This is a genomic window from Candidatus Hydrogenedentota bacterium (assembly GCA_018005585.1).
GTDB lineage: Bacteria > Hydrogenedentota > Hydrogenedentia > Hydrogenedentales > JAGMZX01 > JAGMZX01.
The window spans coordinates 1-25,386 of record JAGMZX010000086.1; the positions used below are offsets into that span (position 1 = coordinate 1).

18 protein-coding genes are annotated in these 25,386 nt (G+C 65.4%); 7 read left to right on the forward strand and 11 right to left on the reverse strand.

Annotated features, from left to right (window positions below):
• Positions 1 to 1,253, reverse strand: a 1,253-nt coding sequence (gene metG, locus KA184_14615; GenBank protein ID MBP8130808.1) for a methionine--tRNA ligase, incomplete at its 3' end; no start/stop codon positions are given.
• 294 nt (positions 1,254 to 1,547) lie between these two features.
• On the opposite strand from metG, the gene KA184_14620 reads away from it, so the two are divergent.
• The 6 genes from KA184_14620 (at position 1,548) to KA184_14645 (ending at position 12,748) form a co-directional block, all read left to right on the forward strand.
• Positions 1,548 to 5,942 carry a hypothetical protein gene (locus KA184_14620; GenBank protein MBP8130809.1) on the forward strand — a complete coding sequence of 1,465 codons (4,395 nt, stop codon included), beginning with the start codon at positions 1,548 to 1,550 and terminating at the stop codon, positions 5,940 to 5,942.
• 249 nt (positions 5,943 to 6,191) lie between these two features.
• Positions 6,192 to 8,087 carry a hypothetical protein gene (locus KA184_14625; protein MBP8130810.1) on the forward strand — a complete coding sequence of 632 codons (1,896 nt, stop codon included), beginning with the start codon at positions 6,192 to 6,194 and terminating at the stop codon, positions 8,085 to 8,087.
• Between the two features lie 60 nt (positions 8,088 to 8,147).
• Positions 8,148 to 8,741 (forward strand): ATP-dependent Clp protease proteolytic subunit, encoded by a 594-nt coding sequence (locus KA184_14630; GenBank protein MBP8130811.1) that lies wholly within the window; start codon positions 8,148 to 8,150, stop codon positions 8,739 to 8,741.
• 73 nt (positions 8,742 to 8,814) lie between these two features.
• A complete protein-coding gene (locus tag KA184_14635) occupies positions 8,815 to 9,015 on the forward strand; it encodes a hypothetical protein (GenBank protein MBP8130812.1) in 201 nt (66 codons plus the stop codon).
• Between the two features lie 53 nt (positions 9,016 to 9,068).
• Positions 9,069 to 10,418 carry an ADP-ribosylglycohydrolase family protein gene (locus KA184_14640; GenBank protein MBP8130813.1) on the forward strand — a complete coding sequence of 450 codons (1,350 nt, stop codon included), beginning with the start codon at positions 9,069 to 9,071 and terminating at the stop codon, positions 10,416 to 10,418.
• Positions 10,419 to 10,468: 50 nt separating this feature from the next.
• Complete coding sequence (locus KA184_14645; protein ID MBP8130814.1) at positions 10,469 to 12,748, forward strand: hypothetical protein; 2,280 nt, start codon at positions 10,469 to 10,471, stop codon at positions 12,746 to 12,748.
• A 62-nt stretch (positions 12,749 to 12,810) separates the two neighbouring features.
• Here KA184_14645 and KA184_14650 read toward each other — a convergent pair whose 3' ends face one another.
• Entirely contained in the window at positions 12,811 to 14,310 is a 1,500-nt protein-coding gene (locus tag KA184_14650) for a DUF4139 domain-containing protein (GenBank protein MBP8130815.1), read from the reverse strand.
• 199 nt (positions 14,311 to 14,509) lie between these two features.
• Here KA184_14650 and KA184_14655 point away from each other — a divergent pair, with 199 nt between their 5' ends.
• On the forward strand, positions 14,510 to 15,409 hold the full coding sequence (locus KA184_14655; protein ID MBP8130816.1) for a fumarylacetoacetate hydrolase family protein: 900 nt from the start codon (positions 14,510 to 14,512) through the stop codon (positions 15,407 to 15,409).
• A 1-nt stretch (position 15,410) separates the two neighbouring features.
• Here the strand turns inward: KA184_14655 and KA184_14660 are convergent, their stop codons facing one another.
• The 9 genes from KA184_14660 to KA184_14700 all read right to left on the reverse strand — a co-directional run bounded on the left by KA184_14660 (position 15,411) and on the right by KA184_14700 (position 25,366).
• Positions 15,411 to 16,505, reverse strand: coding sequence for a pyridoxal-phosphate dependent enzyme (locus tag KA184_14660; protein MBP8130817.1), 1,095 nt, complete (start codon positions 16,503 to 16,505; stop codon positions 15,411 to 15,413).
• 47 nt (positions 16,506 to 16,552) lie between these two features.
• Positions 16,553 to 17,356 (reverse strand): undecaprenyl-diphosphate phosphatase, encoded by an 804-nt coding sequence (locus KA184_14665; protein ID MBP8130818.1) that lies wholly within the window; start codon positions 17,354 to 17,356, stop codon positions 16,553 to 16,555.
• A 4-nt stretch (positions 17,357 to 17,360) separates the two neighbouring features.
• Positions 17,361 to 18,287, reverse strand: a complete 927-nt coding sequence (locus KA184_14670) for a glycosyltransferase (GenBank protein MBP8130819.1) — start codon at positions 18,285 to 18,287, stop codon at positions 17,361 to 17,363.
• 8 nt (positions 18,288 to 18,295) lie between these two features.
• On the reverse strand, positions 18,296 to 18,964 hold the full coding sequence (locus KA184_14675) for a tetratricopeptide repeat protein (GenBank protein ID MBP8130820.1): 669 nt from the start codon (positions 18,962 to 18,964) through the stop codon (positions 18,296 to 18,298).
• A 1-nt stretch (position 18,965) separates the two neighbouring features.
• Positions 18,966 to 20,324 carry an exopolysaccharide biosynthesis polyprenyl glycosylphosphotransferase gene (locus tag KA184_14680; GenBank protein ID MBP8130821.1) on the reverse strand — a complete coding sequence of 453 codons (1,359 nt, stop codon included), beginning with the start codon at positions 20,322 to 20,324 and terminating at the stop codon, positions 18,966 to 18,968.
• A 30-nt stretch (positions 20,325 to 20,354) separates the two neighbouring features.
• Entirely contained in the window at positions 20,355 to 21,278 is a 924-nt protein-coding gene (locus KA184_14685) for an NAD-dependent epimerase/dehydratase family protein (protein MBP8130822.1), read from the reverse strand.
• 80 nt (positions 21,279 to 21,358) lie between these two features.
• Positions 21,359 to 22,525, reverse strand: a complete 1,167-nt coding sequence (locus KA184_14690; protein ID MBP8130823.1) for a glycosyltransferase family 4 protein — start codon at positions 22,523 to 22,525, stop codon at positions 21,359 to 21,361.
• Positions 22,518 to 24,002 carry an O-antigen ligase family protein gene (locus KA184_14695; protein ID MBP8130824.1) on the reverse strand — a complete coding sequence of 495 codons (1,485 nt, stop codon included), beginning with the start codon at positions 24,000 to 24,002 and terminating at the stop codon, positions 22,518 to 22,520. Before KA184_14695 ends, KA184_14690 begins: the two co-directional genes overlap by 8 nt.
• Entirely contained in the window at positions 23,999 to 25,366 is a 1,368-nt protein-coding gene (locus KA184_14700; GenBank protein MBP8130825.1) for a hypothetical protein, read from the reverse strand. Before KA184_14700 ends, KA184_14695 begins: the two co-directional genes overlap by 4 nt.
• Positions 25,367 to 25,386: the final 20 nt, after the last annotated feature.

Below are 25,386 nucleotides of genomic sequence, written 5' to 3' on the forward strand. Positions count from 1 at the left end.
TTCTTCACGGTCATCGTGAGCGAGCGGTGCACGAAGTTGCCGACGACGTCGCACAGTTCGCCGTTGTACCGGTGCATGAAATCGTCCCAATCGAAGGCGGAATCCTTCGATTCGGGCGCAATGGCGCACAGGTAGTAGCGGATCACGTCCGGCGGAAACTGTTCGAGCGCCCAGCGTACCGAGATCATGTTGCCGCGCGATTTCGAGCCTTTTTCGGCTTGACCGGTTGCGCGGTTGAAGATGTTGAGATACTCGTTCGCGGGCACGTTGTCCGCGAGGATGTAATCGCTCTGGCCCATCAGCATAGCCGGGAAAATGACTGCGTGGAAGGGCACGTTGTCCTTGCCGATGAAATGGATCATCCGCGTGGCCGGGTCTTTCCACCAGCGCTCCCACGCGTTCGCGTCCCCGAGCGTATCGATGCCCCACTGGCGCGTATTGGTTACGTAACCGATGGGCGCATCAAACCAGACATAGATGCGCTTGGCGGCGGCTTCCGGGCCGTCCAGCGGGATGGGCACGCCCCAGTCCGTATCGCGCGTAATGCAGCGCGCGCGCAGGTCGTTTACCCAGCCGTAGGCGATGCCCTTCACGTTGTCGCGCCATTCAGGGTGCGCGTCGAGATAGGCGTGGAGCCGGTCCGTGAACTGGGGCAGATCGAGGAACCAGTGGCGCGATTTGCGCAGCACGGGCCGCGAGTCGTCGCCGGGGATATTCGCACGCGGTTCCACGAGCGTCTGCGGCGCATATTGGGCGCCGCAGCTTTCGCATTCGTCGCCGTTTGCGTTCGCATAGCCGCACTTGGGGCATGTCCCCTGCACGTAGCGGTCCGGCAGGTACCGGTTAGACTGTTCCGAATACCACAATTCCATCTCTTCCGCATGGACATACCCGTCCTGATGCAGCTTGCGGAAAAAGGCCTGGGTCGTGTCGACGTGCAGTTCCCATGAGGTGCGGCCATAGATGTCATACGAGATACCGAGGCGGCGAAAGGCGTCCGCGTTGGCCGCGTGATAACGGTCGATCACGTCGCGAGGCGACACGCCCTCCTTGAGCGCCGTCAGCGTGATCGGCACGCCGTATTCGTCCGACCCGCCGACATACAGGACCTTTTCGCCCTTGAGGCGTTTGTAGCGCACGTAGATGTCCGCGGGCAGGTAGGCGCCCGCGATATGGCCCAAGTGAATGTGGCCGTTCGCATAAGGCAGCGCACTGGTAACGAGCGTGCGCGCGAATTGCCTGGTCTCCGTCATGGCAGTCCTCGACCTGTGTTATAACCCCGCGTATCGAAGGCTTGGATTCTACTCAATCCGCGCGGGAATTGTCATTGTCATGGGTATTCCCGGTGCGCGAGAGAGGCGCCCGCCGGGCGGCTCTCTATAGCCTGGCGGCATGCATATCGGCATGCTGAAACGGCGTTTCGCCCGTTGAACCCGCCCCACGTCAATCCTATAATGCGCCGGGAAGTGCGCGCATGCCCTTTCCGTGCGGGAGAGGGGCGCAGAAGGACGTAACCACGCAACACCCGGCACGCGAGGCGCCCAAATATGCTGCAACAGCGACCCGACCTGCTCAGCCGTCTCCGCGCGACCATCGGCGGATGGAAAGCCGAGGTAACCGCCGCGCACCAGAGCCTGGTGGAGCGTATCGCCGACGCGCAGGACCAGTTGGACGGCGTCGTTGTGCTCCTGGAGCAGCAGGCGCGGGATACGGACGCGCTCGCCCAGACCCACGCCCAGCTCGAATCTCTGCGCTCGGCTCTTGCGCAGGGATTGCCGCCGGAGGCGGCAGCGGCGCAGTCGGACGCGGCCGCGGCGCAGGCGCTTGTCGCCTTTCGCACGCGCCTTTCAACCTCCATTGACCGTGTTGCTTCGGAGGTTACGGCCTGGCGCGCGGAAGTAACCGGCGCGCAGCAGGGGCTCACCCGCCAGATCGCGCAAACGGCTGCTCAATTCGACACCCTGCTGGGGCTGTTGCGTCCACAGGCGGCGCCAGCCGCGGACATCCAGGCACGCGCGCGGGAGCAGGAAGCCGTCACAGCGCAACTCCAGGCAGCCCTGGCCACACGGGAGCAGGAAGCCGAAAACGCCAACAAGGAACTGGCCGCGCTGCGCCAGAACGCCGGCCAGCGCGACCGCCAGCTTGCGGAAGCCGTGAAGGAGCGGGAGTTTTTCGAGAGACGCGTCTCGGAATTGGAGGCGCTCTTGGCGCAGGCGCGCGAGGCCAGGCCCGAGGCCGCGCCGGCCCAACAGACCCCGGAACAGGAACAGGCGGAACTGGCCGCCGCCCTGGAGGCTCTGCGGCAAGAGCGGGACGCGCGGCGCGGCGCCGTGGAAGAATTGCGCGCAGCGCGCGAACGGATTGCGGCGCTCGACCGGGCGCTCGCGGAAAAAGAAGCCGCCCGGACCTCCGAACAGACCGGGATTCAGGCGGCGCGGGAAACAGCGGAGCGCCTGAAGCTGGAGGCGGAGCAGATGCGCGAGCGCCTCGCCCAGCGCGATGCGGAAGCCGGGCGGCTCAATGCCGCCGCTGAACAGGCCGCCGAGGCTATCAACGCGCTACAGGCGGACCTGGAATCGGCGCAACAGCGAGAGCAGGCGGCGCGCCATGCGGCGGAGCAGGCGCGGTTGGAGCTTGAGGGCCTGCGCGCGGCGCAAGACGCGGCGCAGCAAGCGCACGAAGCCGCGGTGCGCCGTTTCGAACAAGAAGGGGCGGACGCCCGGACGCGCATCGAAGCGCTGCAGGCCGAACGGGACGCCGCGCGGGCGGAACAAACGGCCCGCGCGGAGAGAGACGCGGAGGTCCTGGAGGAACTCGCCGGATACCGGGCCACCATTGCGCAGCGGGACGAGAGCCTGGGCACTTTGCAGGAGCAACTCGCGGAAACCGCGCGGCAGGTCGAGGCACTGCGCGAAAACGAAGAGGCCGCGGTCGCGCGGGCGGGCGACCTCGCCGCCGCCCTGGACACGCTGCGCGAGCGGAACGCCGCGCTGGAATCGCGCGCGCAGCACGAACAGCGCGACCGCGACGCGCTGGCGGCTTCGCTGCGCGAGCAGGAGGCCGCGCAGACGGAGCGCGCGCGCGACCTCGAAGCGCATTTCCAGGCCGTTGCCGCCGAACGCGACGCGGCGCTGGCGCGCCTGCACGAGATCAGTCAGGCGCTCGAACAGGCGCACGGCGCGAGCGGCGAGCGCGACACGTTTATAGCGTCGTTGCAGGCCGAGCGGGACCAACTGGCACAGGAATTCGCCGGACTCCGAACGCATGCGGGCCATCTGACGCAGGACCACGACGCGCTGCGGGCCGATGCGGAGCTCCGCGCCGCGGATCATCAGCGGGAACTCGCCGAACGCGACGCGGCCGCTAATCAACTGCGGGACCGTTTGGAATCGCTCGAAGCGGACCTCCGCGCCGCGCGTTCGCGAGAGGAGACCGCGCTCGCGCGGGCCGCGCAAGCCGATGAGCAATGCCGCAACACATGGAAGGAACTGACGCAACGCAACGCGGAGATGCAGCGTGTGCTCGACACGCGCCAAGAAACGCTGCACGATCGCGACGCGGCCATCGCCGCGCTGCGCGAACAGGCCGCGGCCGCCGAGGAAAAGATCGGTTCGCTCTCGGTGGCGAACACGGCGCTCAGCGAGGCCATGCACGCGTCGGAACAGGCGAATAAGGAAGCGGCCGCGGCCTGGGCCGTTGAGCGCGCGGCGCTCCTGGAACAACTGGCGACGGCAAACCGCAACATTGAAGAGGCCCAGGCAGCGCTGCGGCAACGCGACACGGACGCACAGGAGTTGCGCGAACACCTTGCAGAACGCGACGCGCGCATCGCGGGTCTTGAGCACGACATCGCCGCGCAACGCGAAATGGCCTCCGCGCGGGAACAGGCGCTCGCGGACGCGCGCGAAGCCTTGGCGGAACGGGAACGGGAGCGGGACGCGGGTCTTTCCGAGGGCGCGGCGCTACGCCAATCGCTCGCCGCTGCCGAGGTCCAATTGGCGGAACGGGAACAGGCCGCGCTGCAGGAAAGGCAGGCGCTGCAGGAACGCGCCGACGGACTCCAGCGGGAACTCGAAGCGGGCCGGCAGACGCTGCACGCGCGCGACGCGGAGCTTGCGGCGCTGCGCGAACAGACGGCGGGACTCGAAGCGCGCCTCGACCAGGCCGCCGCGCAGAACACTGCCCTGCGCGAGCAGCTTGCCGCGTCGGAATCGCGGGAACGCGCGACGGAGCAGGCGCGCGCGGAACTGGAAACGGCCTGCGCCCGGCTGCGCGAAACGCATGCCGCCGCGCTGCAGGAACGGGACGCCGCCCTGACCGCGCTGCGCGTGAACCTGGAAGAGTTGCAGCGCGAGGCCGTTTCCCTGCAGCAGCGCGAGGACACCGCCGCGGCCCACGCGATGGAACTGGCCTCGGCGTTCGAGGGCCTGGTCGCGGAAAAGGACGCGGTCGTTGCGCGGCTCCGCGATGCGGAAAGCGAGCTTGAGTCGCTGCGCGCGACGCTGGACGAACGGCAGAAGCGCATCGACGCGCTCGAGGAGCGGCTCGCACGGGGCGCGGAGAATGAGCAACGGCTGTCGCGCGCGCTGGCTGAGGCGGAAACGACCGCGCGCGTGCTCCAGGAAGAAGAACGCCAGCGCCTCGCGATTACGCAACAGACGCTCGATGCCCAACAGGCCGCCCTGGACGAGCGCGAGACCAATATCGCTGCGTTGCGTGAAACGTTGGACGAGTTCCAGCGGCAGATCGCCGCGCTGCGCGAACGCGAGAGGGCGGTGACGCTTACGGTCGAGGACGTCACCGGCGAATTGCAGCGGCTGCGGGACGAGCAGGCCGCGCGAGGCGAGGCGCTGGTCCAGACGCATGACACGAATCGCACGTTGACGAGTAATCTCGCGGAACAGGTCGCGTCGATGGCGTCTTTACGCACGATCAATCTGGAGTTGCAGGAAAAGCTCGATCAGGCGCGCGCACGGGATGCCGAACAGGCAAACGCGCTCCGTGAAACGCGCGCGGCGCTCGAAAAGGTCACGGAACGGGAGCGCGCTTCCGCCGCGGCGCTCGGCGAAGCGCGGCGCGCCCTTGCGTCGACGCAAAGCACGCTGGACGCGAGAGAGAAAGCGGCGCGCAACCACGAGGCGAGTCTCCTGAAGGCGCAGCAGGAAACGGCTGTGCTGCGGCAGGCGCTGGCGGAGCGGGACGCGGCAATTGAGAAAGCGCGCTTGTCTTCCGCGTCCAGGCAGGAGGCCGAAGCGCAGTGGGCGGCGGCCCAGGAGAAATGGCGGGGCGCGCTGAACGAACGCGAGCAGGCCCTCGCGCAGCGGGACGAGATTATCGACCGGTTGCGCGGCCAAGTCGCGGCGCTGGAAACGGAGACCGCGAAACTGAAAGCGCAAGCGGAAGAGAAATCGCGCGTGTTCATGGGGCGCATCTCCGATTTTCCCGAGGAATCGGAGGCTGAAGCGCGGCGGCGGCAACGCCGCATTCTGCTTTCCGAGGCCGCCGCGGGCAAGGGCAGGCGGTCCCTCGGCCAGATTCTGGTGGATGCCGACATCATCACGCCGCGGCAATTGGCTGCTGCGCTGAAAGAGCAGCGCCGCAATCCCCGGCGGCTGCTGGGCACGATCCTCGTCGAGCAGGAGGTGATAGCCGACGACGCGATCGCGCAGGCCGTCGCCTGGCAATTGAACCTCCCGCTCGTCGAGGTATCCGCGGACGACGTGGACCGCCGCGCGTCGAGCCTGGTCACCAGGGAGCTTTGCGCGTGGCACGTGTGCGTGCCCCTGCGTGTGCGCGAGAAGACACTCGTGCTCGCCATGGCCAATCCGCTCGACGACACGGCCTTGAAGAAGGTCGCGGATGTGTCGCGGCTCGAAGTCACGCCGGTCGTCGCGACCACCTCGGATATCATGACTACAATCGAGGACGTGTACGGGCTGTAAGCGCGCTCCTGCATTCCGCGGCCCGAGACCGCGCCGCGAACGAGTCCGCGGTTCCAGAGTGAGCATGTCCTGGAACGCATGTTGCAGCCTCGTCGAACACGCGCGGAAAACGGATAGAGGTCTTGCGTGACATGACAAATGTACTGCAGCGCCTGCGCAAGGAACGCCGCCTGGCCGCCGTCTTCTTCTTGGTCTTGCTCGCGTTGGCCGTGCTGGCGCACGTTGCGGCGGCGTATCTCGGAGGGCCGCGTGCGTAGCCCGGGCAAATCATCGGAACCGCGCGCGGACGAAGGCCGCCTGCGCCTGCTTGCGCTGTACGGGCTTGCCTTCGCGTGGCCCTGGTGCGTGTACGAGACGCTGCCGGGGGTGTTCATTCCGTGCTCGGCGCTGTTTGCGGCGGCGCTGGTTTTCGCCGCATGCCGTGACGTGCTGCGCGGCCGGAAGGTGATACTGCCCTTCGAACTGGCGTGGCCGCTCGTGGTTTTGGTCGCGCTGGCGGTTGCCCATGACTGGCGCGCGGGCGCGATGGCCTGGTCCCCATCGGCCGCGGGCGGCGCGCTGTTGTTTGCGTCCGTCCTCCAGACTATCCGGTCACGCGGCGCTGTCCGCCAGTGCGTGTGGCTGTCCGCGCTTTCCGGCGGCATGGCGGCGTTGTTCAGCCTGTTTGTTCATTTCCGGCCGTTCTACGGCTGGGTGCTCTATTCCGTGTTCCCGACCGCGTTCTCGCCCGGCACCGGGGCAACGCTCGCATTCGCCGCGACGCTGGAAGAAGGCGCGCTCGTGCTAGTGTTGTGCCTGACCCTCGCGCTGGGCGCGGCGTTCGCGCCAGAGCATGGCCACTGGCGCCGCACGACGGCATTCCTCGCGATAGCGCCGATCACTGCCGCGCTGGCCGTACTGGCGCGTCTCAGCGCACCGGATCCAGGCCTTTGGCGCCCCCCGGCCCCGTGGCGGCAGGGACCACTGTCCGTCCTCGCCGCATTGGTTGTGCTCTGGTTGCTTGCGCGGATTGCGGCGAAAGCATGGGTGGGCCGGGGCGAGGGTGTTGCGCGCCTGCACGGCATGTTGTCCGCCATGGCCCTGTGCGGCGGGGCCATGGTCGTCCTCCTGCCCGAAACGCCGCGCCTGGGTTATGCGTTTCTGCTCGCGCTCGCCGGGGGGCACGCCTTCGCGCAGACGGAAGAGGCCCGCACGGCCGCGCCCGGGACGGCGTGGTTTTGTTTGCTCTTGCTGCCGTTGATTGCATGGAACGTCCTGCACGTGGACGTGCGGAACGGTGCGGACCCGCGGAACTACGAAGCGGCAGCGGCGGCGTGCGTCGAGCACGGTCTAGACGTCGAGTTGTCCCGGCGTTTTGCCTTCATCAATGAGCGGTCCCCTGTCGAGCGGCGCACGCATTACTGGCAAGCGCGGGGTTACCTGGCCCGCAAATGGCCCGATGCGGCCGCAACGGCGTTCTGCATGGCCATGACGCCGCCGCCCGCGGGCCGTGCGCTGCTCCCGCCGCCGTCTGAAGAGCAAACCGGATATTTTCTCGACCGCCTCCGCGATTTGTGCTCCGCGCTGCCCCTGGCGGAGCGCGGGCTGGCTTACGAAAGGGCGCTGGTCGCGGCAGGCCGGGCGGACGACGCCCTGGCCTCGTTGCGTTTCCGCGCCGAGAAATGCAAAGGCGTGTCTTGCCCGGCGTCACCGCTCGCGATGGGCATGGCTGACCTGCTCGGGGACGCCCGCCTTGCCGGAACGCTTGCCACGTGGAGCGCGGGCGAACTCGTGTGTCTCTTCGAGCAGGCAGGCGCGCATGTCGGCCCCGCTCCGGACGGATTCCCCGCGCGGTATCTGCCCGCCGTGGGGATTGCCGACCGGGACCCCGAGCGGATGTCGGTCCGGGCGTACGCGGGCGGCATGCACGCGGGGGTGCGCGGGGCGCGCATGAGCAGCGCGCAGATACTGGGGGCGATGTTCTACTGGCGGAACCCGCGGCGACTGCCGCGGCCGGGTTGGGTCTGGCGCGTCACGGTGGAGCGGGGCGAAGCGCTTGCCGAGGTCCGCTTTGAAGAAGCGCTCTCGTGCAGTCTTGCGCCGCCGAACTGCCTGTACGACCCGCCAGCCGCCTTCGTCCCGGCCATCGGCGTGCTCATTCCTTGACCCCCCCCGCTCTGAAATGCCAGAATATCGCCTGATTTCCTATCAAGAGGTTCGTATCGCATGACATATTCCCAAGAAGAAGAGCCGGAATGCACGCCGGAACGTGAGCGACAGGACAGCCTGCTGCCCCGGCTGCTCAAGTCGCGCACCGTCCTGGTCGCGGGCACGGTGGACCAGGAACTAGCCGAGAAAACCATCGCGCAATTGATGTTGCTCGACACGGATTCGCACGACCCGATCAAGGTTGTCATCTCCTCGCCGGGCGGGCACGTCGATTCCGGTTATGCGATTTTCGACGTGATGCGTTTCGTCGAGTCGCCGGTCATCACCATCGGCGCCGGCTGGGTCGCAAGCATCGCGGTGCCGATCCTGTTCGGCGGCGACAAGGAGAAACGGTTTGCCCTGCCGAACACGCGGTTCCTGCTGCATCAGCCCAGCGGCGGCGCAGGCGGCCAGGCGGCGGACATCCGCATCGAGGCGCAGGAAATCCTGAAGATCCGCGAGCGGATCAACCGGCTCATTTCGGAAGAGACCGGGCAGCCTCTCGACAAAGTGACGCGCGACAGCGACCGCAACTTCTGGATGTCCGCGGAAGAGGCCCTCAACTACGGCCTTGTCCGGAAAATCATCCGCAGCGCGAGAGAGATCGCTTAGAAAGCGCGCATCTTTGCCGAAAAGCGGTGTCTGAGATTTCTCCCCCGGCCCGGGAACGATGGGAGCGCCGGCGATGACTTTCGTGAAGACCTTCAAGGGCTATGAAGACCGTACGGCGGAACTGGACAGCGCGGTAAACGCCTGGGTGCTCAAGCACCGGCCAAACGTCGTGAGCGTGCAGACAACCTTGGCGCACGAGCCGGAAGGCCGCGCACGCACGGGCGATCTCATCTACACGCTCGTCTACGAGGCCGATCAACCCATTGGGGATTGAACCGCGGTCCATGAGCGGTCGTGATGAGCCTTCACGCGAAGGATGGAACCCCAATGCCGTATTTCGCCGAATTGCAGCGCTGCCTGGAACAGGCCCTTCACTGGGCCGACCTGCGCCACGAGCAGGACGCGGACGCGGCGGCCATCGTGCGGCGGCTGCGCCGGGAGATTGAGCGGGCGGAACGCGATTTGCGCGGCCTGACGCGGTCACCAGCCGAACAGGAACGCGAGCCCGACGCGCTGGGAGCCATCCGCGCACTGCGCCCGGACGGACCACGCCGCCTCTGGCCACGGCTCATGCGCGCAGGCCTGCGCGACCGGCTCAAGGGCGCATGGCTCGGGCGCGCCGCCGGCTGTACGCTGGGCGTGCCCGTCGAAAACTGGCCCCTTGAGGCGATGGAGCGCCTGGCGCGGCAGTCCGGCGCGTCCTTCCCGCCGGAGGACTACTGGCCCTTGCATCCGTCGCCGGACGAACTCCGCTATGGAACCAGTCATATGCGCGACTACCTGCGCGGCCGCATCACGCACGCGCCCGTCGACGATGACCTGGCCTATACGCTGCTCGGTCTGCTGGTCCTGGAACGCTTCGGACGGGATTTCACCACGGCGGACACCGGCGCGGCATGGGTGCGGCTGCTGCCCATGGCCTGTACCGCGGAGGACGTTGCCCTGCGCAATCTGAAGAAGGGCGTGCCTGCGTTGAAGGCCGGGGAAGTCGACAATCCATATCAGGAGTGGATCGGCGCGGACATACGCAGCGACCCCTGGGGCTACGCCGCGCCCGGTTGGCCGGAAATGGCCGCATCGATGGCCTATCGCGACGCATTTCTGTCGCATCGCGGCAATGGCGTTTACGGGGCCATGTTCTTTGCCGCGACGATTGCGGCGGCCTTCGCGGCCGCTTGTCCCGTCGAGGCGCTGCACATCGGTTTGACAGAAATTCCCCGCGATTGCCGGCTCGCGCGCGACGTCCGCTGGGCGCTGCGGACCGCGCCGCGGCTGAAAGACTGGCGCGACGCGCGGCGGCGAGTGGACAAGCGCTTCGCCGGCATGCACCCGGTGCACACGAACAACAACGCGTGTCTCACGGTCTTCGGCCTCCTGCTGGGACAAGGCGACTTCACGAAGACCATTGCCGCCACCGTGGCGATGGGCCTCGACAACGACTGCACTGCCGCGACGGCGGGCTCCATCCTGGGCGCGATCATCGGCGCGCGAAACATTCCGCCGCACTGGTGGAAGCCCTTCCGCGGCAAGATGCGGAGTTATCTCAAGGGGCATCCCTGGTTCCGCAACGACGAAGTCGTCGCGCGTTTCCTGCGCGCCGCGGAGCGGACCTGGGCCGTCGCACAGGCGGAACCCGCGCCTGGCCGCCGCGTTGACGCGCCGGGCGCGCGCCCATAGAATCGTAAAGGCTGCCCGTTTGCGTTGCCCGTTTGAAAGGGAGGTGGACCATGCCCGTCCTGTCGCTTGTTGTCGGCCTCTATGCCAGCATGGCCGCAGCGCCCGCGCTGCCGGAAACCGAGCCCTTGACCATGACGGGCGACCTGGGATTGCAGATGGTGGCGGGCATCGATGCGTACCTGACGCGCGCAACTGCCGAGGCCGCCGCGCAACGGGCGCAATACTGGCATCGGGACGTGTCGTCCCGCGCGGGCTACGAGGCCTCCGTCGCGCCGAACCGGGACCGGTTGCGCAGGATACTGGGCCTGGCTGACCAGCGCGTCCCCGTCGAGATGCAGCTTGACGCGACGACGGACCAGCCCGCGCTTGTGGGCACGTGCCGGGAGCCGCCGGGCGGTTTCGACGTGCTGGCGGTGCGCTGGCCCGTATTCGAGGGCGTCCACGGCGAAGGACTGTTGCTGGAACCGCACGAGCCCGCGAAGGCGTCGGTGGTTGCGCTGCCGGATTGCGACTGGACGCCGGAAATGCTCGTGGGGCTTGAGCCGGGCGTGCCGGAGCCGGCCCAATATGCGCGCCGGCTTGCGGCGTCCGGCTGCCGCGTCATCGTACCCGTGCTCATAGACCGCAACCATACGTATTCGGGCAACCCCAACATCCGCATGCTGAACGAGGCGCACCGCGAGTTCCTCATGCGCATGGCCTTTCACATGGGCCGGCACATCATAGGTTACGAAATCGACAAGACACTCGCCGCGGCGGACTGGCTGATACAGCGCCAGGACGCGCCCGTGGGCATGTTCGGTTACGGCGAGGGCGGGTTGCTCGCGTTGTACGCGGCGGCGCTCGACACGCGCATCGCGGCAACAGCCGTTTCGGGTTATTTCGGCCCGCGCGAAGGCCTGTGGCAGGAGCCCATCTACCGCAGCGTCTGGGCATTGCTCCCCGAATTCGGCGATGCGGAGATTGCGAGCCTGACCTCGCCGCGCAAGCTGGTTGTCGAAGCCGCAAGGCATCCCGAGGGCGTCGAGCCGCGCGAGACGACCGACCGCAAGGCCGCGGGCGCGCCGGGGCGCATCGTCACGCCACCCATCGAAGACGTCCGCGCCGAGTGCGCGCGCGCCCGGGAACTGCTCGAAGGGTCAGCGCCCCCCTGGACGCCCGGGCTCGCGCTGCCGCCCGATGGCCTTCCGGGCTGCGAGGACACGCTTGCACAGTTACTCCAGGCGCTGGGCATTGACGCGGTCTCCCCGAAAACGGCCGCGCCGCAGCCGTTGGGCGCGATTCGAGACCCGCAGGCGCGTCTCAAGCGGCAATTCGACGAATTGGTGGCCTACACGCAGCGGCTGATGCGCGAAGCATCAAAAGAACGCGCCAGGTTCTGGGAAAAAGCCGATGCAACGTCGCTCGAAACGTGGCAGGCAACCACGCAGCCGTATCGCGACTATCTCTGGGAGGAAGTCATCGGCAAATTGCCGCCCGCGCCGCTGCCGATGAATCCGCGCAGCCGCCTGGCCTTTGAGCGGCCTGCGTATCGGGGCTATGAGGTCGTGCTTGACGTGTACCCCGACGTGTTCGCCTACGGAATCCTGCTCGTGCCACAAGCCTTGGGCCCCCAGGAGCGGCGGCCTGTCGTGGTGTGTCAGCATGGGCTCGAAGGCACGCCGCACAAGGCCGCGGATCCGGCGACACAAGACCCCGCATATAACCAGTACGGCTGCCGTCTCGCCGAGCGCGGGTTTGTCGTCTTCGCGCCGCAGAACCCGTATCTCGGCGGCAACGCTTTCCGGCAGCTCCAGCGCAAGGCTCATCCGCTCAAGCTGACCCTGTTCTCATTCATCACGCGCCAACACGAACGCATCCTCGAATGGCTGAGCGCGCTGCCTTTTGCCGACCCGGGGCGAATCGGCTTCTACGGTATCAGTTACGGCGGCAAGACGGCGCTGCGCGTGCCCGCCCTGCTTCACGGGTACAAGGTGGTCATCTGCAGCGGCGATTACAACGAATGGATCTGGAAAGTCGCGTCGGTGGACGCGCCGTTCGGCTATATGTTCACCCATGAATACGAAATGCTCGAGTGGGACCTTGGCCGCACGTTCAATCACGCGGAAATGAGCTGGCTCATCCTGCCGCGTCCGTTCATGGTCGAGCGCGGCCACGACGACGGCGTCTCTATCGACGAGTGGGTCGCCTACGAGTACGCGCGCACACGCCGGCAATACGATGCACTCGGCATCGGCGGCCGCACCCGGATCGAATTCTTCGACGGCCCTCACTGTATTCACGGCGTGGGCACGTTCGCGTTTCTGGAAGAGCATCTGCGCCCGGAATGACGGAGGCCGTCGGGCCGGAGCCGCCGGCGGCCTCAAGTGCTGTCGCGCAAGGCTGTTCGGATTCAGAACTTCACGCGAACGCGATAGGTAATGGTGACCTCGCCGTCCTTGGGAATGGCCACGGAGCACACGGCGGAGCGGGCGTCGCGTTTTACGAATGCATGGGAGCTTTCGATGATCTGCCAGTCGCCCTGGAACGGCTCCACGACATCGACGGTGATGTCCTCTTCCTTGTGATTGCGCAGCACGATGCTGTAGGCCGATTCGTGGATATTGTTCAGCAACTGCCGGTAATCGGTCTGCTTACGCTCGCCGACGACGTCGAAGGCGTCCCCGATACGCAGGCGCACGTCTTCGTCCTTGGGCGTGTGCTCGATGCGGTCCTCGCCGGCGAATTGCTGCGCGCCGCCGCTGTCTTTCTGGTAGACGCGCATCACGCCCCCGGGCAGCGGCATGCCAAGATGACTCGCTTCGTCGTTGCGGAACACGAGGAAGACCGCCACGTGCTGCGGCGGCATCTCCGGCATGGCCTGGCTGTAGAAGTACTGTTCGCCGCGGAACTCGTAGGCCTTGCGCACGGCCACGTCTTCCGCCGTGAGCAGGCTTACCTGCTTGCTCTGGTTCTCCTTGAGGGACGTGCGCCGGTCCAGCGTGTAGAGGTGGTATTCGGCGAAAGCCTCTTCCTGCACAGGCGGCTCCGCGGAGGCCACGCGCGCGGCATAGAACGCCACCTCCATTTGAGGCATCTCATCATGTACGCGGTGGACTTCCCCCGCGACCAGTTTCAGCAGCGCGTTGTTATACGGCGCTCCGGACTGATTCGTGAGCGTAACCCAACCCTCGACGGCCATGGCGGTGCTCTCCGCGTTCAAGGTCAACACGTAGTCCGCCTTCCACGAGAGGCCCTCCGTCAAATAGGTGACCTCGACTTCGTGGTCCGTGCCGTCGTTCTGGAGCAACCAGGAAAGCGTCGGTTTCGCAATCAGCGTTTCGGGTATCTCCGGCAGCACGACCGAGCCCGGATGGCCGAGATAGAAGTCGCCGTCTATCTCGTAGATGGGGCCGTTGTTCATGCTGACGAGGCGGGCCGTGACTTCCGAGAACGACAGGTCGTTGTTCTTGTTGACCAGGCGCACCTCGCGGCCCACGTATTTCTCCATGAGCTTTTCGGGGCTCATCAGGTCGAACTCGTAGTTTTGCTCGAGGATATGGAGGCGGCCCGGCGCGGACACCGAAGTCAAGCTGACCGTTTCGGGCCGAATGCTCGACGGAACGTCCATGAACTGAAGCGTGGCTTCTCCCGGCAACAGCTTGACGGAGCGGCGCTCGCGGACCAAGCCAAGATTGTTGTTGTAGACGGTCACGGCCACGTCGGTCTGGTCCGCGACGGTGCTGCGCGCCGACTGCACCCGCTCCGACAGGGTGTCGCGCAGGGTCAGCCCTTCCGGCTTGATTTCCGGCACCTCGACCACCGGGGCGGCGCCGGTTTCAGCGGGTTGCGCGGCGGCCATGCCCGGCGCCGCGGCCAAGACAAGAAAAGTGAGAAAACACAAGTGTCTCATGGGGATGCTCCTCGTTCTCCAGCCTTCAGGCACGATTATACACCTCGGATGCACGGCGCGGACAGCCGGCCGACCCCGTTCGTGATTGGAACGGGCGACGTTTCGCGCCGTCTCATAGACACCGCCAAAGCCACCAAGTTCGTCTGATCTGGTATACTTAGCGGGAAGGTTGCAGGAAGTCGTGTAGTTTGGAGACTAAATGAAGATCGGAGTGGCGAATGTCGACGGGATCCGGACGCTTGTGGCGCCGCTGGACGGGTTCTGGGTAGACATATCTCGCGCGTATCACGGATACCAGCGCATAATCGACTATATCGACGGCCAAGTCATGCACGGCATCGAGGAGATGCTGGCACGAGGGTTGCTCACGCGGTCCTTTCTTGACCGCGTTTTCGACTTCTTGCAGAAGCCTGGCATGCTTTGCGAATACAAGTTGCGCGAGGAGCCCACGCTGCTGCAACCGCTGCGGCCCAACAAAATCATCGCCGTCGGCCGCAATTTCCGCGGCTTTATCGAGGCGGGCGGCTATGATGTCCCCGATGAGCCTGTCTTTCATGCAAAAGCGTCCACCGTTTGCATCGGCCCCGGCACCCCCATCATCGTGAAAGAGCGCTATGGGCGCGTCGACCACGAGGGGGAACTGGCCGTGCTCATTGGAAAACACGCTCAGGACGTGCAACCGGAGCAGGCGCGGGAGTACATCGCGGGGTATACTCTGCTCAACGACATCACGGCGCGGGATATCCAGCGGCGGGACATCGAGCGGGGGTATCCCTGGTACCGTTCCAAGAACCTGGCCACGTTTTGTCCGCTCGGGCCCGTGGTAGCCCTGCCGGAAGGGCTTCCGTGGCCGATCGAAATCGATATCGAGGTGCGCGTGAACGGCGCTGTAAGGCAGCGCGCCAATACCCGGGAGTTCCTTTTCGACTTTCCCCAACTCCTGTCCGCTGTGACGCAGTTCATTCCCCTCGAACCCGGAGACCTGCTTTCCACGGGCACCTCCGAAGGCTCGGGGCCCATCGCGCCGGGAGATATTGTCGAAGTCAGCTCGCCGGAGATTGGCGCGCTGCGCAATCCGGTCGTGTCCGGCGGCACGTGACTCAGCGGTCGAGCGGCTGAACGTCCTCTTCGAAGTACCGGTGAACGGAAGGCGGCAGGAGCCGGTAGTCAGCGGTTGCGATGGCCGGGCCGAAATCGCGGGAATTGTACGTATTCCAGAAGAGGACTGTCTGACCGCTCAACCGTGCTGCCGCCGCATCCGCCAGGATGGCGGCAAACGTCTTCCCCGTGTAGGTGCCCTCAATGGCGAGTCCTTCCTGTTCGCGGGCCAGCCGCACGGCGCGCATGCCCTCTTCCGTGTAGCGCGCGTACTCTCCGCCGTAGAACTCGTCACGGAATTCCAGACGCTCTTCCGGAAACGGAAACAGGGGGAATGACGGGGCCGCCTCATGCAACAGGCGGTTCGCGGCACGAAAGAGTCTGCGTGCCTTGCGCATCGAGGTGAACTGAGGCGGCGTGACGCGCACCGCCACGACGCGCGCGCGCATGTCCGCCGCGACAACGCCAAGCAGCAGGCCCATTGCGGTGCCCATGGTCCCCGACGCGACATAGAGCCGGTCCGGCTCGGGGACCAGGCCCGCCTCAATCTGTTCGCGCAGTTCGAAGGCGGCCGCGACAAAGCCAACCACGCCCAGAGGCGAGGTGCCGCCCGGCGGAATCAGCATGGGGAAACGCCCGTCACGGACCGCGTGCCGGAGGTAGTGGTAGAGCGAGGCGAACACGACGGAGACCACACCGCCGCTATGGTGCAGTTCCGCGCCCGCAACGTAGCTCATGAGCAGATTGCGCCGGACGTAACGCGCGTTCGGCTGCGGGATCAGCATCGAGATGCCGCGCAGCCCCGCCTCGCGCGCGTACAGGACCGTCGCAAGCGCGTGGTTCGAACCGGCGGCGCCGAAGGTCATGACCCATTTCCGGCCGTCGCGCAGCGCCCTTGCGAGCAGGAATTCGAGCTTGCGCACCTTATTCCCGCCGTAGAGCGCCGCGCTGAGGTCGTCGCGCTTCACGTAGAGATGGGGCACGCCGATTTGCCCGCCCACGCGCAGCAGCGGCGCCACGGGCGTTGGGAAATCGCCCAAAGGCAAGTGCGGCAGCGTTTCCGCGAGCCGCGGGTAGCGCGTAAACAGGCTATTCATGGGCCGTTTCCCCTCGTTGCCGGCATGGGACATCCGGCAAGCGCACTCTATCCGATGCAACGCAAGAAGAACAGCAGGAGCACGACGCCTCCCAACGCGATCCGGTACCATCCGAACGGCGCGAAGCTGCGGCGTCGCACGAAGTTCATGAGGAACGCGATAACCGCGTACGCGATGACAAAGGAGACCACGCTGCCAATGCCGATCAGCGCCCATTCCTGCGCGGAGAAACGGAGTCCATGCTTCAGCACGGTCAGCGCGGTCGCGCCCGCCATAGTCGGGACCGCAAGGAAAAAGGAGAACTCAGCGGCGGCGGGCCGGCTCGCCCCGAGCAGCATGGCGCCCACGATCGTGGCGGCGGACCGCGACGTGCCGGGAATCATGGCAAGACACTGGATGCACCCGATAAGAAAAGCGGTTTGAAACGAAATCCCGTGTACGGAAGCGATTCTACCCCCGATGCCGCGATACTCGATGGCCAGCAGGACAATTCCGCCGACCACGAGAGCCAGCGCGACGGTGAGACTGCTGTCGAGCATTGCCTCGATGTAGTCGTTGAGCAACAGGCCCAGCACCGCCGCGGGCAGAAACGCCACAGCCGTCTTCAGCCACAGCGTGAGGGCCGCCCGCGTTCTCGCGCCGCCTCCGAAAGGCCATAGCTCTTTCCAGAAATAGACAACCACGGACAGAATCGCCGGGAATTGAATGATGACGATGAAATCCTTGGCAAAGTCCCCGCTGCCGAGTTTCAAATAATCCTCGACGAGTATCATGTGGCCCGTGCTTGAAATGGGCAGAAACTCCGTGATTCCTTCGACCACGGCAAGAATGGCCGCGTTGAGATAGTCCAAAGGGTCAACTCCTTGCGGCTTCCTGCCGCGCGATATGGGAAATACGCCGCATCAACGACCGGGGCAAGCGCGTTTCGCGCTTGCCAAACTGGATCCCCGCCCATTTCGCCACGTTGATGAGCAACCCCTTCGCCGCGAGGTCTGCGCGGCCCCGTTTCAGGAAGTGCGCCAGCTCGTCCACGATGCGTTTCAGACCGTAACGCATTTCACTGCCCAGTTGCGCGTCGCCGAGGATGCCGTTACGCCGCAACGCGATGCCATTGTCCACGGCCCATACGAATTCGCCCCACACGGTGCGCTCGTGCGCGTGGTAGACAGCGGCATCGGGCTCGTAGACGACCTTGCGGCCTGCATGCAGCAGAGCGCGGCACATGGCCTGGTCCTCGCACATGGGCGCGGTTTCGTCGAAACGGAGTTGCCGCACAAGTTCCGTGCGCAAGGCGGAATTCGCGTTCGAGAACCGGTACGAGCCGAGCGTCAGCCGCGGCATGACGGCCAGTTCGCGTATTTCCCGTGCCGGTCCGTACGTCCATTCCATAGCGTAGCGGCGGAGCGCGCCGACGCCTTCCGGGGCGACTTGCCGGCCGAACACGGCGCCCACGCGCGGGTCCTTGAACCATTGCGTGAGATTCCGGAGCCAGTGCTCGTCCGCGGGGACGGCGTCTTGCGACAGATAGGCGACGATTTCGTGTTGGGCGAGGTCCGCGCCGAGATTGCGCGTGCGCCCGTGGTGAAAGTCGCGCTTGTCGATACGGTGCGTGGCAATACCGCGTCGCGCGGCGAGTTCGAGCGTGCCGTCCGTCGAACCGGAATCGATATGCACGATTTCGACGGGCGCGGGATAGTCCTGGCGGGCAATCAGGTCAAGCCCGCGTTCAAGGCCGGGCAACCCGTTCAGGGTGAGCAGCACTATCGACACCGGCGGCGCCACGACTGGGGTCATCCGCCGGCGCTGGCGCGTTCCGCGGGCGCCTCCAGCGCGTCGATTCGCTTCTGCAACTCGTGCGCGCGGGTCCTGCGGCCCGTGACGCGATAGGCCTCGGCAAGCTGCTTCATGAGATGCAGGTCGTTCGCGTAGCCTTCCATCGCGCGCTCCAGGTAAGGAATCGCCGCGTTCGGGTCGCCGCGCCGCAGGTGCGCCTCCGCGATATAGCGCGGAAACACGGCGTCCGCGAATCCCAGCGCGATGCAGGTCTCTCCGAAATCGATGGCGTCGCGATAGTAACGCAACTCGATGAGCGACCAGAGCGCGTTGATGTAGACCCCGCGCGCGTCCGTGCCCGCGTCGATCGCGGTACGATAGGCCTCAAGAGCTTCCTTCCAGTGCTGCTGCCGGAAATGAAAGTCGCCGGTTACTTTGTGCACGCGCGGGTGGTCAGGCGCTTTTTCACGCGCCCGCGCGATTTCGGCCCAGGCCTCCCGGAAACTGGCGTGATTGAGATAGCTTTCGGCGGCATTCAGGTACGGATTCGGGTCGTGCGCGCGCGCGTAGCCGACGCGCCGCGCAAGGGCCAGGTTGCCCAGCAGCGTCACCGCGAATACGGCCGCAAGAATAACGCCCCAGAGAACGAGGACCAGCAGCGGCTTCTGGAACTGTTTCTTGCGCATGTTACTGCGCCCCTTTCCCGCCTAAGACCACGCGCACCGTGGAGAACATGATCTTGAGGTCGTTCAGCAGCGAGAGGGTGCCGATATACACGAGGTCGTAGCGGAGCCGGTCCGCCGGGTCGGAACTGTACGAACCGAGCACGTGCGACAGGCTGGTCAGCCCGGGCCGCACGGCGAGCCGCCGGTCGAAGAGCGGCAGCTTCTTCGAGAAATCCTCGTGAAAATGCGGCCGCTCGGGGCGCGGCCCGACGAGGCTCATGTCGCCGCGCAGCACATTCCACAGCTGCGGGATTTCATCGACGCGGTGCTTGCGCAGGAAACGCCCGACGGGTGTCACGCGCGCGTCGTTCTTGCCCGCCCAGACGGGGCCGGTCCGGGCTTCCGCGTCGGCGACCATGGTGCGGAACTTGTAAATCTTGAAGACGCGGCCGCGCCGTCCAATCCGTTCCTGCGTATAAAAGACGCCTCCGGGCGACGTTGCGGAAACGGCGGCGGCGGCTACGAGACAAATCGGCGCGGCCAGCAGCAAGGCAATCAGCGCCGCGGCGATGTCTATACAGCGCTTCACGAAGATGTAGGGCCCCTGCGGCTCGCGGCCCGCCACCTCAACGAGCGGCACGCCGCCGATCGCGAGCAGGCTGCTGTGCTGAAAGAGCAGCGTGTCGTGCACGCTCGGATAAACGAACACGCGGCGGCAGTGCTTCTCGCAGAACTCGATAAGTCGCATGAATTCCGGGCTGCTTTTCTCCTCGACGCAGACGATGGCGTCGCGCCGGGGCGCCTCTGCGCCGGCACGTTGCTGGGCCGCCATGCGCGTTCGCGCGCGCGCGGGCAGATATTCGGCGTCGGCGGGCACATCGGGGTTTTCCGTCAGCGCTTTGGCAATGCGCTTGGCCTCGGCCGCCGAACCGAACACGTAAAAGGCCCGGTACAAGGCTTTGAACCGCGTGGCGAGGCTGGTTGCGCCGTACCGCCACAGGACAAGCAACGGCGCACTGAACATCAGGCCCAGCCCGATTTCCCGGCGCGAGATAGCCATGAAATCGCGCGGCAGCAGCGCGACGGACAAGAACGCGAGCACGGCCGCGCCAGCGAGCGCAACGCACGCGTGATAGATCGAGTCAAAGCGGTCGGTGAGGCGGTGCCCGCTGAACGCGTTCGCCACAAAGCCCGAGAATGCATACAAGAGCAGGCACATGATGCGGTCGCGCTGCAACTGCACCAGGCTCACACTGGGCAGCGTTTCGAGCCGGGTCAAGGTGGCGAGGTTCAGACCGACCCAGACGACCAGCAGGTCCGTGAACAGGCACAACACGGGAATCAGCAGCTCTTCGCGGTCTTGCGCGGAACGTGTGTCCATGCCGCTAATTCCCATATTTCGCCGTCATCGTCACGGATGCGCCCGAATGAATTCCAGCGTAAGCCGCAAGCCCTCGCGCAGGTCCGTTCGCGGAGACCAGCCGAGAACCTCGCGCGCGCGGCCGCCCGTGGTGTAGATGCGTTCCACTTCGCCCGGACGTAACGGCGCCAGCGCGGGTTCGCCCTGGAATCCCGTGAATTCCTTCAAGATATCGAACAATTCGCGGACGGACGCGCCGCGCCCGGAACCCAGATTGAGAATTTCGCCGTCGCCTTTTTCCAGTGCCAGCAGCGCGCCCTGCGCGATGTCGCCTACGTACACATAATCGCGCAGCGGCGCACCGTACCCGTACAAGACGGGCGTCTCTCCCTGTAGCATCTTTCCCGCGAGGATCGAACATACGCCCGCTTCGCCGTGCGGACTCTGCCGCGGCCCGTAGACGTTCGGGAAGCGCAGAATCGTGTACGACAATCCGTACATCCTGCTGTAAAGGCGGATGTATTGCTCGACGCAGTACTTGCTGACGCCGTAGTGGGATAAAGGCGCTGAAGGCGTTTGTTCCGAGGCGGGAAGGTGTTCCGGTTCGCCGTAAATCGCGCCGCCCGTGGACGCGAAGAGGAACTTGCGTACGCCTTGTTTCACGCACGCTTCGAGCAGGTTGATGCTGCCGAGGATGTTCGTGTCCGCATCGTATTTCGGGTCCTGCAGACTCTTACGAACATCAATTTGCGCGGCCAGATGATTGACTATCTCCGGGCGTTCCTGCGCCAAGAGGTTCTGCAACTCGCCGCTTCGGATGTCCACCTCGTAGAACATGGCCTGGGCAGGCACGTTGCGCCGCGCGCCGCTGGACAGATTATCTGCAATGACCACTTCGTGGCCCGCGGCCAGATAGACGTCCGCCACGTGCGACCCGATGAAGCCCGCACCGCCTGTCACGAGGATTTTCGCCATACTGCAACCTCCGCGCATATCGATGGCCTTGGAAGGCGCACATCTTAACAGACCAGCCCGGACACCGGCAAAAGACGGGTTCAGCGTTGCGCCGCGGCGGTGTCTTCGAGCACTTGGGCCATCTCGCGCACGGCACGGTCCAGCGTGAAATGCGCGAGCGCGCGGTCGCGCCCCCGCGCGCCCATGGCGCCCGCGCGGCTCGGGTCCTCCAAGAGCGCGCCGATGCGCAGCGCCAGGGCGGCGGCGTCTCCGGGCGGAACCAGAAAGCCCGTTTCCCCCTCGAGAACCGTGTCGCGCGGGCCGCCCCCGTCCGTGGCGATTACGGGCCGCGCCGCGAGCATCGCCTCAACAACGGTGCGGCCGAAGGGCTCCGGGGTGACCGAAGGCAGCACGAGCAGGTCGGCGGACGCCAGTATTCCCGGGATATCCTGACGGATGCCCGTGAACAGCACGCGGTCCGCGATACTGAGTTCTTTGCAGCGCGTGCGCAGTTCGTCCAGATACTCGGGTTTGTTTGAAGCGGCCCCCCCTACGACAACGAACCGCGTTTCAGGATGCGCGGGCAGCACGCGCGCGGCGGCTTCAAGGAACACGTGCTGCCCTTTCCAGGGCTCGAGCCGCCCAATCGTGACGACCACGCGGTCTTCGGTGCTCAGCCCGAACTCCCGGCGGAACGCGCCGCCATCGGGCAAGCGCGCGAAATCGCTGGCGTCTATGCCGTTGAAAACGAGGCTGGGGTCCGCTCCAGACGCGCGGAGCCAGTCCCGCACGGCCGTCGAGTTCGCTACCGGTCGCGCCGCCAAGTGCGCGACAAGCCTCAACATGACCCGCGCGACCTTCGAGTCGGGAACCAGTTCCCGGACATGCCAGACGAGCGGGCGCCGGGCGAGCCGCGCCCCGGCCGCGCCCTGCAGGTTAAACAACGTGTTCACATGCACCACGTCCGCGCGCAACCGGCGCAGGTCCCGCGCCACGCCCGCGGCCGCGGGCCAGAAGTTCGCGAAGTATCGCGCCAGTTTGAGCGGCTGAAGCGCGCGCCGCGGAGCCACGAAAGTCCGCTCGATTACCGGAATGCCCGTATCCCGGTACCTGCCCGCGAGCGGGTCCCCGGAGCGCAGAATCATGGCTGGTGAAAAGCGGTCCCGGGGCAGATGCGTGACCAAGTCGAAGAGCGAGCGGTCGGACCCGCCGCACACGTCGGCGGTAAAATGACAGAAGACAGCGCGAATGGGCCGTGCTTCAGGCACCGGCGGTCTCCGGCGCGGCGCTCGCAGACGGTTCGTCGATCCGGCCGTGCCGCACCAGCGCGGCCGCCATAAGCGTGGACAACGCCAGCAACAGCCAGAACCCCTGCGACATCACCGGCCACTGGAAAAAGTTCTCGAATGTCGAGTGGAACAGGTAGCCCAGCAGCGCAGCCGCCGTACCGACGAAGAGATTGTGGTCCAGTTCGTCCCGCGGCCGGGCGCGCCACTCGCGCACGACCCAGCTGAACCACGTGAACAAGTACAGGCCCAGGGAGCCCAGCATGAGCAGGCCGCCCTTGACCAGGATTTGCAGGTACGCGCTGTGCACCGTGGCGACGGCCTTGGGGGTTGGGCGTTCGCGCGGCACGTACCGCTGATTGCGGACGATTGTTTTTATGTTGTAGTAGCAACCCCACCCGAGACCGCGCAACGGGTATTCGCGAAATATGTACCATGCGGCCCTGTAGTAATTTACCCGCTGATACAGCGAGCGCTCCGCTTTCGTCACGCGCATTTGGCTCATCCGCTCGACGACACCGCCGCCCAGGGTGACCGCGAAAACAACGACACCGCACAGGAGGACTCCCAACACGAGCGGCGTCTTTCGGATCGCAAGAAATACAAAGGCGATCATCACGGCCATCGCCAGCCAGGATGCGCGTGTCTGCGTGAAGACGGCCGCCACCACGCACATGCCCGCGACACCGCATAACAGGAACTGAACGAACCGGTCGCGCGTGGAGAGAATCAGGCCGATTGTGACGCCTGCGCACATCACCATCATCGCGCCAAGCGGCGTCGAACCGTAAAAGGACCCGCTGCGAAACGAGCCGAACTGCACCAGATCGCTTATTTGCTGGACCCCTGGAATGCCGGACGCGCTGTAGTGCTGCAGGATGCCGTGCAGGCCGAGCAGCGCGAACCCGGTCGCGAAACAGGCGAGCAGGCCCACGATTTGCCGGCGGCCCGAGACACGGTGCAGGACCAGCAAATAGAGAATAATGTATTCGGTGAATTGCCGGAAATCCTGGAACACCTTGATGTGGCCATTGCCGTTCAGGACACCGGTCAGCACGGCAACGAATGCCGTGGCAACGTACAGGGCGAGCGATCGCCATGGAAGGAAAGGGCGCGGCTTTTCGCCACGACACAGGAACGCAGTCAGTTCTTTCAGAAACAGGGCAGCGATCAACGCTTCCGGGAAGTTCACAGTCACCTCGAGGAACTCGACCTGCAGAATGTTCAAGGGACCGATGGAGAAGGCGGAGAGATACAGACCCAAGCGCGTATCCCACAGAAACACCAGCCCCACTACCGCCGCCAAGGGAAGGAACGGGAGTAGCAACGGCGAAAGGTCCGCCGCCAAGACCAAAGGAATCGCGGCCAGGCCGGAAACAGTCGCAAGCCCCCAACACGCAAGCAACAGACCGGACTTCCCGTACGGCGCCGTGACAAGCGTGTGCTGCGGCGCGGTCATGACGCTGCTTCTAGGAAGGGGCGCAAGATCAGGCGGTAAGCGACCGAAAGAAACGCGGAGCCAAGCAGTCCCACGAAGGCCGCAAACGCGCCGAACAGGATGGCGCGGCGGAACCGCGGCAGCGGCCACTCCGCGCCTTTCGAGAGCAGCTGCAACTCGGGTTGTTGCAGCGTCTGGGCGATGCGCGCGAACTCCAGCTTTTCCGCGGCGCTCTTGTACGCGGCCGTGGCGATTTCGGAATCCCGGACAATCTTTTCAAGTTCGAGCTTCGTCGCCGCCGATTGTTGCTGCAATCTTACCCGCTCTTCATCGATTTGCTTCAGCAGTTCCCCCAGTTTCTTCAGCTTTGCCTCACCCCCAGCGACCGTCGCCTCCGAAATGGCCACCTCCGTTGCCAGACGCGTGTACACGGGGTTTTCCTGCTCCATCAGGAGCGCTTCCGGTTTCGCCGCTTCGGGGCCGGCGGCTTCGGGCGCGACCGGCACAAGCCCCGACGCCAAACCGCCGCCCAACATCTGGAGCAGCCGCTGCGGCGGTTCCCAGCGCAGTTTGATCGTGGACTCCACTTGCTGCAGCGCGGTCTGGAGCGACGCCACGCGCGCCTCTTCCTGCATGATCTCCTGTTCCGTCTCCCAGATGGAGTCCTGGTAGTTCCGGGAGAGGCTGATCATCAAGTTCAACTGTTCCTGGAGCAGTTCGGGGTTGTTGTTCGTCCAGAAATCGCGCACCCGCTGATCAACGGTAGTGAGTTTGTCCAGTTGCTCCTGCGTTTGCTGGACAAAAGCCTCGACACTCGGGCCGTGCCGTGTTGTCTGGTAGCGTTGGGCCGCTTTCACGCATTCTTCCGCCCAGACGTCTACAAGCAACTTTGCCTGGGCCGCCGACGACCCCTTCGCCAAGAGCTTGAGAATAGGAGACTGGATGGTCTCGTAGGGGGTTTCTTTTGCGATGGTGATCTCGTACTGCAGCGCGTTGTGAAGCGACCAGAGATCTTCCATGGTGTCCGGGCCGTACTCGCCGTTTTCGTCCGCGTTGTATTCCTCAACCCGGGCGTTATAGGCATCCAGGGTGGACTGCAACACCTCGTCGCTGACACAAAGCAGCGACAGGGTGGTCGGATCCAGCGGTTCGGCGATCATCTGGGCAAGTTCATCCATTTCCGTTGTGCCGGTGCGCAGCGGGAGCGGCGACAGGACGAGATACGCCGTCGAAGCGACGGAATTGGTCGTCTTGCCCGCAACGGCGCCAAGAAGACCCAGGGCAAGCGTCGCAAGCAGGATTGGTATCCAGTCTTGGATGAGGCAGGCCACCGCCTTCTCAAGATTGAACGAGAGCCAATTCCGCGGCGGAGGGACGTCTGACATGTGTTATCTCCCCGAGAACA